The organism is Nostoc sp. NMS4 (assembly GCF_017115095.1).
In the GTDB taxonomy this organism is placed as follows: domain Bacteria; phylum Cyanobacteriota; class Cyanobacteriia; order Cyanobacteriales; family Nostocaceae; genus Nostoc.
Map to the genome: position 1 here is coordinate 1 of NZ_JABXKI010000089.1, position 15,217 is coordinate 15,217.

14 protein-coding genes and 1 pseudogene are annotated in these 15,217 nt (G+C 43.2%); 5 read left to right on the forward strand and 10 right to left on the reverse strand.

Features of this window, described 5'->3' with window-relative positions; translation table 11 throughout:
- Positions 1 to 212 (reverse strand): prevent-host-death family protein (locus HWQ37_RS06030; protein ID WP_292744906.1); only part of this gene is annotated, 212 nt, incomplete at its 3' end.
- 104 nt (positions 213 to 316) lie between these two features.
- On the opposite strand from HWQ37_RS06030, the gene HWQ37_RS06035 reads away from it, so the two are divergent.
- The 4 genes from HWQ37_RS06035 to HWQ37_RS06050 all read left to right on the forward strand — a co-directional run bounded on the left by HWQ37_RS06035 (position 317) and on the right by HWQ37_RS06050 (position 2,105).
- Positions 317 to 550, forward strand: a complete 234-nt coding sequence (locus HWQ37_RS06035) for a hypothetical protein (RefSeq protein ID WP_292744908.1) — start codon at positions 317 to 319, stop codon at positions 548 to 550.
- Positions 538 to 672 carry a hypothetical protein gene (locus HWQ37_RS06040; RefSeq protein WP_292744910.1) on the forward strand — a complete coding sequence of 45 codons (135 nt, stop codon included), beginning with the start codon at positions 538 to 540 and terminating at the stop codon, positions 670 to 672. Before HWQ37_RS06035 ends, HWQ37_RS06040 begins: the two co-directional genes overlap by 13 nt.
- 42 nt (positions 673 to 714) lie before the next feature.
- On the forward strand, positions 715 to 1,680 hold the full coding sequence (locus tag HWQ37_RS06045; protein WP_292744912.1) for an aldo/keto reductase: 966 nt from the start codon (positions 715 to 717) through the stop codon (positions 1,678 to 1,680).
- 215 nt (positions 1,681 to 1,895) lie between these two features.
- Positions 1,896 to 2,105: a DUF6887 family protein gene (locus tag HWQ37_RS06050; protein WP_292744914.1), complete on the forward strand. Its 210-nt coding sequence runs from the start codon at positions 1,896 to 1,898 to the stop codon at positions 2,103 to 2,105.
- Between the two features lie 235 nt (positions 2,106 to 2,340).
- On the opposite strand, the gene HWQ37_RS06055 is transcribed toward HWQ37_RS06050, so the two are convergent.
- From HWQ37_RS06055 to purC, 7 genes are all read right to left on the reverse strand, one after another.
- Entirely contained in the window at positions 2,341 to 3,594 is a 1,254-nt protein-coding gene (locus HWQ37_RS06055; RefSeq protein ID WP_465249671.1) for a DNA cytosine methyltransferase, read from the reverse strand.
- A 41-nt stretch (positions 3,595 to 3,635) separates the two neighbouring features.
- Positions 3,636 to 4,802 (reverse strand): lipid-A-disaccharide synthase, encoded by a 1,167-nt coding sequence (gene lpxB / locus HWQ37_RS06060; protein WP_292744929.1) that lies wholly within the window; start codon positions 4,800 to 4,802, stop codon positions 3,636 to 3,638.
- 152 nt (positions 4,803 to 4,954) lie between these two features.
- A complete protein-coding gene (lpxA, locus tag HWQ37_RS06065) occupies positions 4,955 to 5,773 on the reverse strand; it encodes an acyl-ACP--UDP-N-acetylglucosamine O-acyltransferase (protein ID WP_292744931.1) in 819 nt (272 codons plus the stop codon).
- A gap of 292 nt (positions 5,774 to 6,065) precedes the next feature.
- Complete coding sequence (gene fabZ / locus HWQ37_RS06070) at positions 6,066 to 6,596, reverse strand: 3-hydroxyacyl-ACP dehydratase FabZ (protein ID WP_292744933.1); 531 nt, start codon at positions 6,594 to 6,596, stop codon at positions 6,066 to 6,068.
- A 66-nt stretch (positions 6,597 to 6,662) separates the two neighbouring features.
- Positions 6,663 to 7,529, reverse strand: a complete 867-nt coding sequence (gene lpxC / locus HWQ37_RS06075) for a UDP-3-O-acyl-N-acetylglucosamine deacetylase (RefSeq protein WP_292744935.1) — start codon at positions 7,527 to 7,529, stop codon at positions 6,663 to 6,665.
- Between the two features lie 218 nt (positions 7,530 to 7,747).
- Positions 7,748 to 10,330, reverse strand: a complete 2,583-nt coding sequence (locus HWQ37_RS06080; RefSeq protein ID WP_292744937.1) for a BamA/TamA family outer membrane protein — start codon at positions 10,328 to 10,330, stop codon at positions 7,748 to 7,750.
- A gap of 174 nt (positions 10,331 to 10,504) precedes the next feature.
- Positions 10,505 to 11,242 carry a phosphoribosylaminoimidazolesuccinocarboxamide synthase gene (purC, locus tag HWQ37_RS06085; protein WP_292744939.1) on the reverse strand — a complete coding sequence of 246 codons (738 nt, stop codon included), beginning with the start codon at positions 11,240 to 11,242 and terminating at the stop codon, positions 10,505 to 10,507.
- Positions 11,243 to 11,862: 620 nt separating this feature from the next.
- Between purC and HWQ37_RS06090 the strand changes: the two genes are divergently transcribed.
- Entirely contained in the window at positions 11,863 to 12,138 is a 276-nt protein-coding gene (locus tag HWQ37_RS06090) for a DUF7219 family protein (RefSeq protein WP_292744941.1), read from the forward strand.
- 85 nt (positions 12,139 to 12,223) lie between these two features.
- Here HWQ37_RS06090 and HWQ37_RS06095 read toward each other — a convergent pair whose 3' ends face one another.
- The gene (locus HWQ37_RS06095; protein WP_292744942.1) at positions 12,224 to 14,821 is read right to left on the reverse strand and encodes an adenylate/guanylate cyclase domain-containing protein; all 2,598 of its coding nucleotides are present in this window, start codon (positions 14,819 to 14,821) and stop codon (positions 12,224 to 12,226) included.
- A gap of 183 nt (positions 14,822 to 15,004) precedes the next feature.
- Positions 15,005 to 15,217: pseudogene (locus tag HWQ37_RS06100) on the reverse strand (glycosyltransferase family 1 protein); the annotation flags it as partial.

Below are 15,217 nucleotides of genomic sequence, written 5' to 3' on the forward strand. Positions count from 1 at the left end.
GCAGGAATTCCTTCACCCTGCTCAAACTCATCTAGTCCTTTACGAATACCTACTATTGTTTCTAAGTAATCAATGCGTTCTAAGAGTTCTTTGTATGTGGCTAGGGGCTGTTTTGGGGCTGTTTTGAGTGATTTCAAAAATTCAAGTAGATCAAGCAGCAGTTCGTTTGGAGTGTTGTCAATTTCTTGTAATAGCAATTCTTTGATCGTCATTACAGTTAATAGATGAGATTGATATTTCTAGTATAGCGATCGCACCTCAAAGCTAAACTAGAAAAAGGAGTGTGATATTCCGACACTAACGAGGATAAATTATCATGCTTAATGGACTCAGACAACAGGCGATCGTCAAACCTGGTGGTGTAGTAGAAATCTGTTCTCCAGAACTTCCAGTAGGTGCAACTGTCGAAGTGATAGTACTTCTGGAGTCACCCCCAAAGCATTTTGAAAAGCCTCTAACTAGCTTTATCGGCTCTGCTAGAGGCAGTTTTGCCACACCAGAAGAAGTGGATAAGTTTATTCGCCAAGAACGAGATGCATGGGAATTCTAGATGCTATTCAAGGCACACGAGTCTACCTCGATACCAACATTTGGATCTATGCTAACGATCGGCGCTTTCGTAATATTCCTGAACTATCAGTAATTTTGCTTTCTGAGATTAATTCTCCCTAGCTAGAATTTATAATAAAAGTAATTTCGCCCCCAAAGCCAATCATGACAGAAGGAAAAACGCGGCGTAATTTCCTAATAACCAGCATTGCTGTAACTGGCGGCATTGTGGCAACTAGTGCTTTACAGCAAAATGCTAGCAACACCGCAACACCGCCAGCAACCATGCCAGAACGGTTACTCGGGCGCACAGAAGTAAAACTCCCGATCTTTGGGTTAGGAGGAGCAGGACAAACGCCGCTATCCTGGGAAGGAAAAGAGAGTGATGCTGCGGCAATTATTCAAAGAGCGCTAGAACTTGGCATTCGCTACTTTGATACAGCACCTAGTTATGGGCCGAGTGAAGATTATTTAGGCAAAGTGCTACCACCACATCGTTCAAAGCTGTTTCTAGCAAGCAAGACCGATAAAAGAGATCGAGATGGTGCATGGCGAGAATTGGAGCGATCGCTTAAACGTCTCAATACAGATTATCTCGATTTGTGGCAGTTGCATCACGTTTCTTTTTCCGAAGAACTCGACACCATCTTTAGTCCATCTGGTGCAATTAAAGCTTTAGAAGAAGCCATACAACAAAAATTGGTGCGCTTCGCAGGTATTACCGGACATCACGACCCTCAAGTAATTGCCGAAGGGTTACGTCGCTATCCTTTCCACACTACACTCATACCTGTGAATGCCGCCGATAAACATCACCCACGTCCATTTATTCCGGTAGTTTTACCAGTTGCTCAAGAAAAAAATGTCGGTGTGATTGCGATGAAAGTCCCGGCTTATGGTCGGCTGTTTAAATCAGGTGGGTTGACAGGTATGCAACAAGCTTTAGGTTACACACTGTCTCAGCCTGGAGTTCATTGTTGTGTAATTGCAGCAGAGACGATTGCACAATTAGAGAATAATGTCAAGATAGCGCGGGCTTTTGTGCCCCTTAAAAAGGAAGAATTAACAGCGATCGCACAACAAACTGCTAATCTTTGGGAAGATAGCACATTTTTCCGTGCTTGGACTTAGTACAGCCCGCCATAAAAAAATATCCCAAAACTGACGCGAAAATCCTCTCTATTTCTCCTCTCTCTGTGTTCTCTGCGCGGCAGTCACTCATGGGGGAAACCCCCAAGACCGCGCTGCCTTGTCTCTGTGGTTCGTTTATTTGGATAATTTATTTCTTGGAAATCCCTTAAGCCGCAAACTATCAATTTTTTCGGATGGTCAATGGGAGTTTAACAATGACGAAGCCCGACTTTAGCAAAATGTCCCGACAAGAACTTAGAGCATATATTTTAGTTCATCGTGAAGATGATGAAGCGATTGAGGCATTAATCAAACGGAGAAGTCCTAATAGTCCGACATATCCATTCCCTCAAACTAACGAGGATTTGAGGGAAATGGAAGAGATACTCAAGAAAAAACTGAGTAGTGGTGGAGAGGCTGTCTAATTAGTTGAAAGGTTTGACGAAGGGTTGAGATAGTGAAATCTTGCAGATATTACAACTCAGGGCTATTTCATTCTAGACAGAAACCGCCCAGAACTGAAGTTCTTTGGCTTTTAGCTAAAGTCCGTTAAAACGGACTATAACATGAGTCTTAGTCGTCTTTAGACGACTTTCGCTATTAGACTCAGAATTCATTCTGAGGCGGACTAGATGAGAATGAAATAGCCCTGATTACAACTTACCAGTCACGCTGATAATATTGTGCCGCTTGCGACATATTAAATTGTAATAGTTTCTCCTCTGGCAACTCGTATCTCAAACTCGGTTTAAAAGGCGAAATATTCAAACTGCGAATAATTTCACTCGCCACAGCCTTGGCTAGCAAAGGTGGTACAGAGTTACCAACTTGTCGAAATCCGTGCCATTTGGTTACATGAAATCTAAACCAATCGGGGTAAGAATGCAATCTCGCCGCTTCTCTAACTGTAATACAACGCGGTGTAGATGGATGAATCGGTCTAGGAGATGTGAAAGAACCCCGATACTTGTCTGTTCCGGCTCTTAAAGTATTACAGACACCAGCAGGATGCAGCTTATAAAAACGACTAATTTTTTCTCTTTCACCTTGTTGAGTATCCTGAAAACGTTGAATAGTTTCCGCAGAATGTTTTGTTCTTAAACTTGAAGAAAGTATTCGCAAATCATATTTTCGTTTGTAAGAATAATCATCGTCTAGGCATTTGATACCGCGAAGTATAAGAGCATAGTTACTAGGCTTTTTGTGTTCTGCAATCACCCAATCTCTTGTTAGTAACTCAGGATATTTTTCTATTTCAGGTAAATCTCCAATTGCATCCCATACTGTCGGACTCAATGGAATATCAGATATTTTTTTAGTAATTAAATTATTTAACGCTTTTTTAGTAATCGGCTGAGGGTATTTTGGTAACTCTACATCTTCCCTTGCACCGATGAGAAATAATCTCTCACGGGATTGTGGGACTCCGTAATTTGCAGCGTTGAGAATTTGATAATTTTCTTCTACTTTATAGCCAGATATTTTAAATTCACTAATTAAGATTTGGAGGATTTGTTTATGTTCGCCAACTGTGATACCCCGAACATTTTCCATTACAAAGAATTTTGGTTTTAGTTCAAAAACCAGCCGATGAAAGTGAAACACCAAAGAGTTTCGGGGATCGTCAACAGCCCGTTTTCCAATTAGAGAAAATCCTTGACATGGTGAGCCACAAATTACCACATCAATTTCACGATCGCCAATCTTAGACCGACTCCTAATTTCTTCCCCGGTTGTATCCACAACGCTTTTACATAACACTGAGCAATAAGGAAAGTTAAACTCATGTGTTGCACAGTGGATTGGGTCAATTTCCACAGACGCTAGCACATCAAAACCAGCTTGTTCAAAGCCAAGAGTCATACCGCCCGCGCCAGCAAACAAATCAACTGCGATCGCTCTTTGTTTTTTCATCTCATAAGCCATGATACCCCAATCCAATTCGTCATTATAAATTACGAATTATTTGGTCGCATTTGCAAAATTTCTTGAGCCGCGCGATCGCACACCCCAACTTCTCCTAAACTCTGCCGCATTTCTTCATAATCTAGCAAAGTTTGCTCTCTGCGACTGGGATTGAGTAGCAGTTCCATTGCTGCTTGGATAATATTATCTGGTGTGGCTTGCTCTTGTAAAAATTCTGGCACAATCGCCTTCATCGCTACTAAATTAGGTGGCGATGCAAAGGTTATAGAACCTTTGAGGATTTTCCGAGCTATCCAAGCAGTTAGCGCACTTAGGCGATAAACTACAACTTGCGGCACATTCAACAGAGCAAGTTCTAGATTGACAGTACCAGATTTGCTAATAGCTAAATCAGCCGCAGCAAAAACTTCCATTTGTTGACTTGATAGAACTTTAGCCCGTAAACCGTAACGCTCAATAGCCTCCTCAATTGGCTGTCTATAAGCTTCCAGCGAGAGGGGAATCCAGAAACTAACTTCAGGTAATTTCGCTTGAATAGTTTGGGCAGCTTGAAAAATAATTGGTAAAAGATATTTTAGTTCTTGGCGGCGAGAGGCGGGGAGAAGTGCGATCGCAATTTCTTCTGGTGCAATTCCCAATGTTGCCCGAGCTGCTTCCCTACTAGGAGCATCTTGCATTCTATCAACCAAAGGATGTCCTACCCAACTAACTTTTGCGCCTTTCTCGCTAAAGTAACGGGCTTCTTGTGGGAAGATTGCCAACAGCTTGTCTGTAAAACCAACAATCCGATGAGTTCTACGCAAACTTATTGACCAAGCCCACTCTTGAGGAGCAATGTAATATATTACAGGCACATCAGGCAGATGCTGTTTCATATAAGTCCCAATTTCCAGATTGGGAGTCATATAATCGATCAGCACTACTAAATCTGGTGGATTTTGTTTTAAAAAAGCGATCGCTTGACGTTGCACCTGAAGAGTCGGTAAAACATAAGGTAGCCCTTCGAGAATACCCATTGAACCAATACTACTGGTATTCCCCAGCAGAGTTGCCCCAGCCTCTACCATTTTTTCGCCACCCAACGCCACAATCTCTAATTCCCACCCAATCGCCACAGCTTGACGCTTCAGTGCTGAAATTAGTAGCGACCCTTGCAAATCGCCAGATACTTCGCCAGTACTGATAAATATCCGCATTTCATAATTAAAGTTAGGAGTTAGCTGTTAGAGACACGATTAATCGCGTCTGCACAGGAGTTAGCAGTTAAAAGTTAGGAATCAGGAGTGAAGAGTTAAAAAATTTCATTAATCAACTCATAACTCATAACTCCTAACTCCTAACTCCTAACTCACGATTCATCACTTGCGCCTTTTTTCCCTTTACTGGGAATCAAGCCACGTCTTCCAGGCATTTGAGAAAGTAGCAAGAAGCGTCGCAGATGCTGCAATTCTTCGCTATCCCCTAATAATTCCAACTGTTCCAAAGCATCTTTAAAAGACAAATCAGAACGGTAGAGAATGCGAAAAGCTTTTTTCAGCATCAGCAAATCTGCTGAGTCCATACCAGACCGTTTGAGTCCGACAAGATTGAGGGTTCGCACCCGCGCCGGATTTCCCTCCACTAGCATATATGGGGCTACATCGCGGTCAATCCGTGCCATACCTCCCACCATTGCTTGTCTACCAATATGCACAAATTGATGGACACCTAAAACCCCACTGAGCCTAGCACGTGACTCTATATGGACATGACCAGCCAACGCCACAGAGTTAGCAATCACTACCTGGTCTTCAATGACGCAGTTATGAGCCACATGAACATAAGCCATCAAAAGATTACCGTCACCAATTACCGTCGCTTCACCAGCACCGGTAGCGCGGTTAATAGTAACGTACTCACGAATTAAGTTGTTATCACCAATTTTGACCCAGGTTGGTTCTCCCACAAACTTCAGATCCTGGGGTTCCATGCCGATGGCTGCACCTGTAAAAATCTGATTTTGCGCCCCAATTTCACAAGGACCCTCTAGCACTGCATGAGCGCCGATTATTGTTTCCGGGCCAACTTTAACATGCGCTCCAATCACAGCATAGGCACCGACTTGCACTGTATGGTGGAGTTCCGATTTCGGATGAATTACAGCAGTTGGATGAATTAGCGTTTTCAAGGGTGAATCTCCAGAACTGTCTTAATAATCCAGCGCCAGACGGGTTTTTTGAGGCAGCGCGTTACTCTGGTAGAGTTGTACAGACTACCGCCCCATTGAGGCGACTGGCGTTGTTGAGCGTGAAATATTTCAGTGAACGAAAGTGTCGGGCAAAGCAAGTTAAGTGTGTTTGTGAGTGCGGCGAAAATCAAGAAATTATCAGATGCTGTTGTGGATTTTTTTTAACTGTTATCCTTTTTCAGGATTCAGTAGGGGCATTTCACGGCTATGCCCACACCACGAAAGCAAACTTTTAGCTAACTAAAGAAAACATTAATTCCCCTTCACAAGCAAGTTGACCATCAACTTCGGCACGACCTTGCATCTTACCGAAACGACGTTGTTTTACCCATAACAGTTCCACCGTCATTACTAGTTGATCCCCCGGCACGACCTGGCGGCGAAAGCGGACTTTATCGATACCAGCGAAGACGAACAGCCCGCCTTCAACCGAAGACATTTGAGTTAGGACAATGCCCCCAACTTGTGCCATTGCTTCCACAATTAGCACCCCTGGCATCAGTGGACGTTCAGGGAAATGTCCTTGAAAATGGGGTTCGTTGATAGTGACATTTTTAACCCCAACAGCTTTTTTACCTGGAACGTAATCAATTATTTTGTCTACAAGTAAAAATGGGTAGCGGTGGGGTAGCAATTTCTGAATTTCTTCAGATGTGAAAGTTGTTTTAATCTCAGAACTGATTGTAATCTCATTTATAGCCTCTGGTTCGGTAGATGTAGGTGTAGTCGTATCGATGGTATTCACTTCAGTGAGGATTGACATTGGCCGTGTAGTTAATTTTTCATCTGAAAGTTGAGTAGGCAGACGTATATCCAAATCTTAATAATCTTAGATTTTGGGCTTTAGTTCTAATCCCAAATCTAAAATTCTCTGAGCCAGTTGAATATGTAAATTGTGACTGGCTTTATACGCTAAAAAATGAGCGCAAGGAAAAGTTCCTAGTAAACTCAAATCTCCTACTAAATCCAAGATTTTATGACGGACTGGCTCATTTGCAAATCTCAATGGTGGATTTAGCCAGCCTTCTGGCCCACAAACGAGTGCATTATCCAAACTACCACCTTTAATTAACCCTGTTTTTTGTAAGTGTTCAATTTGATGCAGTAACCCAAAAGTACGGGCAGGAGCAATTTCCGCAGCAAAGCTAGCAGAAGCTTTTTCTAGTTCGGCAGTTAGTGACCAACTATACCATTGATTCCCAATGGCGGGCAGGTCAAAATCAATACCGTAACTAAAGCGGGTTTCTGCTGCTGGGACGGCACATACAAAGGCATCCCCTTGATAGACCCATATTGGTTCTGTAATAGCCAAGGTAACTTGGTTATTAACGGGTTGTGATACTAAGCCAACTTGGGCAATATTGGCTGTCCACACACTTGCTGAACCATCTAAAAGTGGGACTTCTGGCCCATCAATTTCAATCCGGGCATTATCCACGCCCATACCCGAAAGTGCTGCCAACAAATGCTCTACTGTGCGAACATATACCTCACCTTTACCCAACTGAGTTGAGAGAACAGTGTGACTAACTGCTGCAACTTGGGCTGGAACAATCGGCAAATCCGGTAAATCTACCCGCACAAAGTAACGTCCACTTCCCGCCTCGGCTGGTAGTATCCGCACCTGGGTATTTACACCGCTATGCAGTCCCACCCCTATTTGGGTGATTTGGGCTGCTAGAGTGTGCTGTTGCATAGCCGAAAAGTCAATATATTTCCTTTAGTATTGTTCATCGTCTGTTTTGGTAAAATCCCTGATATTCCCCGAAAAATGTCATTAATCCCTTTATCGGAACAGTATTGAGGTAAATGTAAAAATTAGCAAGCTAATCCAAAAAAGTTAATTGTCATTTGTCCTTTGTCAGTTGTCCTTTGTGATTCACCAATGACCAATGACCAATGACTAATGACAAATTAAAATCTTTCCCCAATACCGAAATTAATCCGGCTATCACCTTCATCGTTGATACCGTAGTCAATCCGAATTGGCCCTAGTGGAGACTGGACGCGAACCCCAAGACCATAACCATAGCCACTGCCATTTTTGTTCAACACTTCAGCAGCCCTGGTACTAGTTCCCAAATCACTGCCGAGATCAAAAAATAGTGCGCCACTAACTACTGAAAAAACTGGAAACCGATACTCAACTGATGCTTGCACATAAGAGCGTCCACTACCTAATGCTCCTTCTTCATAACCCCGGACGGAGTTGCTACCTCCAAGGGTAAAAGCCTCGTAGGGAGGCAAGTCACCGATGATGGTTCCTGCTTGTAGGTTAAATGCTAAGGTTTGTGCCCCTTTGCTGAGGCTAATCAGCTTAATGGGTAAATATTGGCTGTAGCTACCCCGCAATCTGGTAAGGAAGATGCTGCCTAACCCCACAGGGACTGACTGATCGACTCCAAAACGCAGATAAGAACCGCTAGTAGGTTGCAGGGGATTATTACGAAGATCGCGCTGTGCCCCTACTTGCAACAGTAGTAAATCGTCTTGACCTGTGCTAGAGAGGGTCAGGGGAATTTCCTCACTGAGGCGGTTTCCAGTATTATCATCAAATACCGCTCCTGTTTTTCTGAGATTGCCATCAGCATCACGGGCGGAAACTCGTTGATACTGTAAACCTGCTGAGGCAGTCCAGACAGAAGTTTTGTAGGGATTGGCAGAGAGGGGACGGGTAAAGGTGACACCACCACCTACACGCAGAATGCGGGGGCGATCCTGAGAATTTACATCGGTGGGATTACCTGGATTAAATGTTCTAATGTCTTGATCTTTACCATCGAAAATCAACGAAATAGAACTACGGCGGAAAATATTGGTTGTGTAGGAAGTCCGGTAAGGATCTCCTGCGATCCAGGGGTCGGTATACCGCAGGTCAAACAACAGTTCCCGTTCTCCCACCTGTACTTCTGCTCCCAGTTTTTGGTTCCGACCGTTCAGGTTTTGCTGTTGATAGCTAACTGTTCCAAAAAGTCCGCTAGCAGAACTAATCCCTGCCCCAGCCGCAATAGAACCACTGCTGCGTTCAGCTACATTCACGACTACATCCACTTTGCTGGGGTCAGTGCCAGGATCAAGGGATACATTCACATCTTCAAACAGTCCCAGCCCATACACGCGCTGTAGGTCTTTTTGGACTGTGTTGCGATTGAATACTTGTCCTGGCTTCAACTCCACTTCTCGGGTAATAATGTAATCCTGTGTTTTTCCCCGAATTGGTTGTCCCTTCTCGTCTGTCTCCTGACCATCTTTATTGCGGAACCGGACTCTAATATTCTCTACTACCCCTTCTGCTACTTGTAAGGTGACAACTCCGTTTTCAGAGACTTTTGGCGCTCCAATCACGTTGGCTAGTACGTAACCTTTGTCTTGATACCGCTTGTTTAATTGCTTGATGCCTTCTTGCAGGTCACGCAAGTTGAGAATTTTGCCATACTGCTCCCGAAATACTTCATCCACAGTGTTGGCTGGGAGTACAGAAGCGACACCAGTGCCAGGATTGGCTTGCACTTCTACTTTACTGAGGATGGGGTTAGGCTGGACAACAAAGCTCACCCGCACTCCCAAGGGGGTGTCTTCTGGTGCTGCTTGGACGTTGGAAAAGAAGCCAGTACCAAAGATGGCGTTAATATCTTCTTGCAGTTGGCTGCGGGTTGTTGTCTGTCCTGGTTGGGTACGAATTACTCTGTAAACTTGGCTTTCCAGTTCTGGTGATAGCTGGCCAGCTTGGGATCTAACTACTACTTCCGATACTAATACGCGGGGATCGTTGGCTTCTGGGGCTGCGTTGGGTTGAGTATTCCCCGGAGTTGTCGGTGGGTTAACATTCTGGGGATTGGGAGTAGTGCCTGGGAATGGGGTACTGCCAGGAGTTGTCGGTGGGTTAACATTCTGGGGATTGGGAGTAGTGCCTGGGAATGGGGCAGGTGTTCTTTGTTGGCTAGCTGGGGGGGGAATGTCTGGAGCGGTTGATGGTTCTGGAGTTGTGGGTAATAAAGGTTCCGTTGTCGGTGGATTTGTATTTTCTGGGACTGGAGTGGTCTCAGGGGTTGGGGAAGGCGTTGGTTGTTGAATTTCTGGCGGTGGGATTTCTGGAGCCGGAGATGGCTGTTGAGTAGGGCTGGGATTGATTTGAGGGGTTTGTGCCGTTGTTGGCGTTGTAGAGGTTGGCACAACTACCTTTGGGGTCGCGTAGCCCGCACTTCGGCTGCGCTCAGTGACTGCCGCAGGTATCGCTGCTGGGTTGGCAGGGTAAATTGCGACGACGCGGGATTCTAGATGCTCCGCCTCTATAGCTCCTGTAGATTTAGGTCGAGATTCTAGATTTTTACTAGAGTTAACCTGACCAATGTCCTTTTCTGGCTGCTGATTTGTTTCTAGTGTCAAAACTTCTGTTGTCTGTTTTGAACTGTTGGCGGTTTCTGCATTTGCACTCAATGATCCACCCAAAGGGGCTGCAATTGCTACTGCTGCCAGCAATACGGGAGATAAACGCATTTTACTTATGATTCCTATTCACGACCACACACACCATCACAAGGCAATAATGCCCTCATGCCAAAGGTAAAATTCAAAATATAATTTTTTTCTTTTGCTTTTTTACTTTACAAGGCAAAAGGCAAAAGGCAAAAGTTAAATATAATTCCTTCTGACCTTTTGGTTTTTACCTGGTTAAGTTGTAGTTTCTACTGCTTTTAGCACTCTTTGTAAAACCTCCTGGTAGGCATCCTCTACGTTTCCTAAGTCTCGGCGGAAACGATCTTTGTCCATTACTCGCCGGTTTGAGTCCTTTTCTGTGGTATCCCACAAACGGCAGGTGTCGGGACTAATTTCATCTGCCAAGAGCAACTGCTGTTGTGAGTCCAAACCAAACTCTAGTTTGAAGTCTACTAGGGTAATGCCACACCTCTGCCAAAAGTTATTGAGAAATTCATTGATTTGCAATGCTAGATGTGTAATTGCGTCTACTTGTTCCGCAGTCGCTAGTTCTAGTAGGTACAGGCGATCGCGTGTCAACAAAGGATCTCCTAATTCATCGTTTTTGTAATAAAATTCAACCAAAGGCTGTTTCAGAATTGTACCCACTGGTAAACCTGTTTGCTGACACAGACTGCCAGCAGCAATATTTCTGATCACCACTTCTAAGGGTAAAATCTTTACAGCCCTTACCCGCATTTGATTCGGGGCAGGGCTGTCAATAAAGTGAGTTTTTATACCATAAGCTTCCAACTGTTTAAAAAGCTGGCTGGAAATGCTACAATTAATTTTTCCTTTCCCTTGGATACTGCCACGCTTTTGGGCGTTAAACGCCGTGGCGTCGTCCTTAAAATCAGCCAACAAGACTTCCGGATCGTCCGTTGTATAAAGAATTTTCGCTTTGCCTTCGTATAACTTGGAATTAACAGACATGGTGGCAGGTAGTGTTTTAGGCGATGGACAAGAGTTGTCCTTTGAGGCTTCACCATTTTATCTTTAGTTATTAACTATTAGCCATTGGTGACTATTTAAAGGAAGCTGGGGGGCAGGGTAAGATAATTAATAACCAATACTTAGCCCAATTTTCTCTTGTCGATCGCAGCTTAATAGCCAGTTGCCAAAGATTTAGAGAACTAAATCTCTAACTTTTAATAGAGGACAATTGGCTTTCGTATCTAGTATGTTTGCCTAAGTAGTTTTACTACTAGGATTGTGATTTTTTTTGATAAAATAAGTTACCTAGACATACTGGTATGTCATAATAATTTGTACCTCAAGGTTTCGACTGAAGCTAATTACACTTTAAACCTCATAAATTAAGATGAGATAAATTGACAACAGAGAGAAAAATATAATCTTTTCTATTGTTGTAATATTTACAACACAAAGTATTTCAAGCTTTATCCTCTAGTGGCAAAATCTAAATCAACCAATTCCTGGATTACCAGTTGCAAAAGGAGTTGGATTATTTAATTTACCCCAATCTGACGAAAGAAAGATTAGGCTAGCTAGTGATTCAGCTTCAGCAAACCAAACATAAGGTGAATTGAAGAATGGAGAAAAAAATAGTGAACAAGGATGATTTTATTTTCCCTCGTGGTCGCTACTACGGTCAGGTTAAGCCAGAAAACTTGGTTTTTAATGCGAATCTACAGGAATTTGCTCAACGGGTAAGTTACATTTGCAACTTAGAAACAGGTGGTAAAGTGCCTCCAGGTGCAGCTTATGAGCAAATAAAGGATCTGTGGAAACAGTTGAAACGCTCCAAAAAAGAGCTAGGAATTGGCGAAGATCCGTTTCAGGATGACCAGGGAGAGGCTCAAGGTTGAATCATGAGGCATGGGGCATGGGGAACTGACAAATGACCAATGACAAATGACCAATGACAAATGACAAATGACCAATGACAAATGACTACTTAGTAAGCATTGTCCAGACACCATCCCAGGATTCTGGAGGCGGTGTTTGTTGATAATTACGCGCACGTTCTAGGTGGATATCAACAGCTTGGTCTTGGGGTTGGATGGATTTGGCGGCTTGAAAACAGGCGATCGCTCCTGAAAAGTTGCGTGATAAATAAGCAGCGCGTCCAGTATGATAGTGAAATAAAAACTCTTGGGTTTTGGCATCTAGCCCAGTAGTGCGATCGCCAATTAACTCGTAGATATTAACCGCCTGGTGTTTACCTTTGACGCGAATTTTATCTAACTGGCGCACCCAAATGCGATCGCTGCACAATTGGTAAGTGAATTCGCTCAAGAGTATATCACAACCGTAATCCTTAGTTACTGCTTCTAAGCGCGAACTTAAATTTACACCATCTCCAATTACGGTGTAATCCATCCGTTTGGGGGAACCAATATTACCCGAAACCACGTCCCCAGAACTAATCCCAATGCCAATACGAATTTCTGGCTGCGCCTGGATAATTCGCCGTTGGTTAAATTCCTCTAAGCGGCGTCTCATATCTAACGCTGACTGTACAGCCCTCCAAGCATGATTTTCTGTCAATGGTAGCGGCGCACCAAATACGGCCATTAAGGCATCACCAATAAATTTATCGAGAGTGCCTTCGTGATTAAAAACCGCCTCCACCATTGTTTCAAAATACTGATTGAGCAGTAATACTACCTCAGCTGCACCGAGATTTTCTGTAAGTGTTGTGTAGCCCCGGATATCAGAAAACAAGATAGTTACTTCTTTCCGTTCGCCTACCATTAAGGCATCTTCCCCCAGTGCCATAACTTGTTCAGCGACATGGGGTGTCAGGTAGCGGGACATGGTAGTTTTCATCCGTTTTTCCTGAGTAATGTCTTCTAACACCACCAAACCACCGCGTACACTGCCTTCTGGGTTAGTCAGGGGATTAACAGTAAGATTGATATTGCGCTCTAATGTTTGTACCTCATTAGAAGTGAGAAACTCAGATTGGGGAGTCAGGGGTTGATTCCAGGGAATAAAAATATCGGGGTTAGTGCGATCGCGCAGTGCTAATATTGAGTGCTGAGTTTCAGTTACTCGACACTGGCTCAACGCCCCGCTATCGCTAACAGCACTCGGCACTTGATAAAGTCCTAGCAGCAAACTTTGCTCTGGCACATAATGTTTAGCTCCAGTTTTTAGACTATCTTCTAATCGCATTTGGAGATTTTCAATTGGTACAACTTCCCAAACTAAGCGACCAATCAAATTTTGTTCCCACAAAAGCTTATTATTCTTACTATTAGCGTCTCCTATGGGACAACCTAGCAACTCTAGGGCTGCATCATTAATCGTGACAATCTGTCCTGACATATCTGTAGAAATTACAGCATCTGACAGACTTTGTAAAATATCTTTTTGATACTGTTTTTCTAACAATACATTTTCAAATAGGCGAGCATTTTCTAAGGCAATTCCTGCCTGATTATTAAAAGCCCGCATAAACTCTTCATCAGAAGCAGTAAAACTGTTTTGTTGCTTATTAATTAATTGTGTAACACCAATCAATTCATTTGCAGAATTAAATACTGGTAAACATAGAATATTACGAGTTATATAACCAGTTTTTTTATCTGTAGTCGGGTCAAAGCGGGGGTCTTTATAAGCATCAGAAATATTTAAGGCTTCACCAGTGGAAGCTACATATCCAGCAATGCCACGATTAGCAGGAATGCGAATTTCTATCAAGTTTGTGCCATCTGCTGCTGCTGCCACTTTCGTCGAGAGTTCGTTTAGCTCTTTACGATATAAAAACAGTGTGCTGCGGTCTGCTTGCATTAAAATTCGAGCTTGTTCCATGACTATTTGCAAAGTTGCTTCTAAATCTAAACTTTGCCCCAGTGTCTGAGTTGCCCGCAACAAAGCCGTTGCCCCTCTTTGATTACGAGCCGCCACATAAAAAGATTGGCAGCTTTCCAGGATAATCCCAATCGAAGCGGCAAAGTCTCGAAAACGTTCTTCATCATCATGATTAAACGGAACATCCCCGGTTTTATTAGCGAGTTGCACTACCGCTACAGTCTGATTTTTGCTACTGATAACGGGCATACATAAAATATTACGGATTTTGTAGCCCATTTGTTTTTCAAGTTCTGGGCTAAATAGTGGGTGAGTATAAGTTTCAGATATATTAAGATATTGACCTGTACTAGCAACATGACCGGGGATACCCACTGTGATGGGAGTACGAATTTCTAAGAATTTTTGAGTATTATCTTGAGGAACTTTTGACCACAGTTGGCCTTTGTCATAGTCAACTAGAAAAATGGCTGTATGTTCTGCTTGCAGAATTTGACCAATTTTGAGTGTGATAGCTTCTAGAACCTTCTCCAACATAGTTTCTAGAGCTTCATTATTAATCAGTTCAATAGCTCTAAGAAATTGCTGGAACTCAGCAGTTATGAAGTCGAGTAAACAAACAAATTCATTAACAGATAAGTCTTTGACGCGACGCAGTAGGGCGTGAGTACGATTAACTTGAGTCAGTTCAGTTAATGTAGCCAAGACGCTGCCAGGATTGGGGAGTGTCACGTCGCTTCGCTCCGAATTAAAAATTCAAAATTCAAAATTAATAATCCCCATAAATAAATGGGCTTGTATCATGAATCTATTTTGGTCATGGGAATTTTAGATTTTAGATTTTAGGCATAGGGCATGGTTATTAATTCTTCTTCCTCTGCCCCCCTGCTCCCTCATCTCCCCACTCCCTACCTCCTATTTTGCCAACTGTTGAGAAAATATCACTTTTTGATAGTAATCTTGTAGTTGCTTGGTGGCAGCTGCCCAACCCCACCTTTCTGCTTCCTGACGAGCATTTTTACGGATGATGTCTCGTTGTTGTTTTTGTTCTAATAGGCGAATAGTAGCAGCGATCGCTCCTTGAAAATCTGCTGTTGGCTCAAAAAGATATCCATTTACCCCATCTGT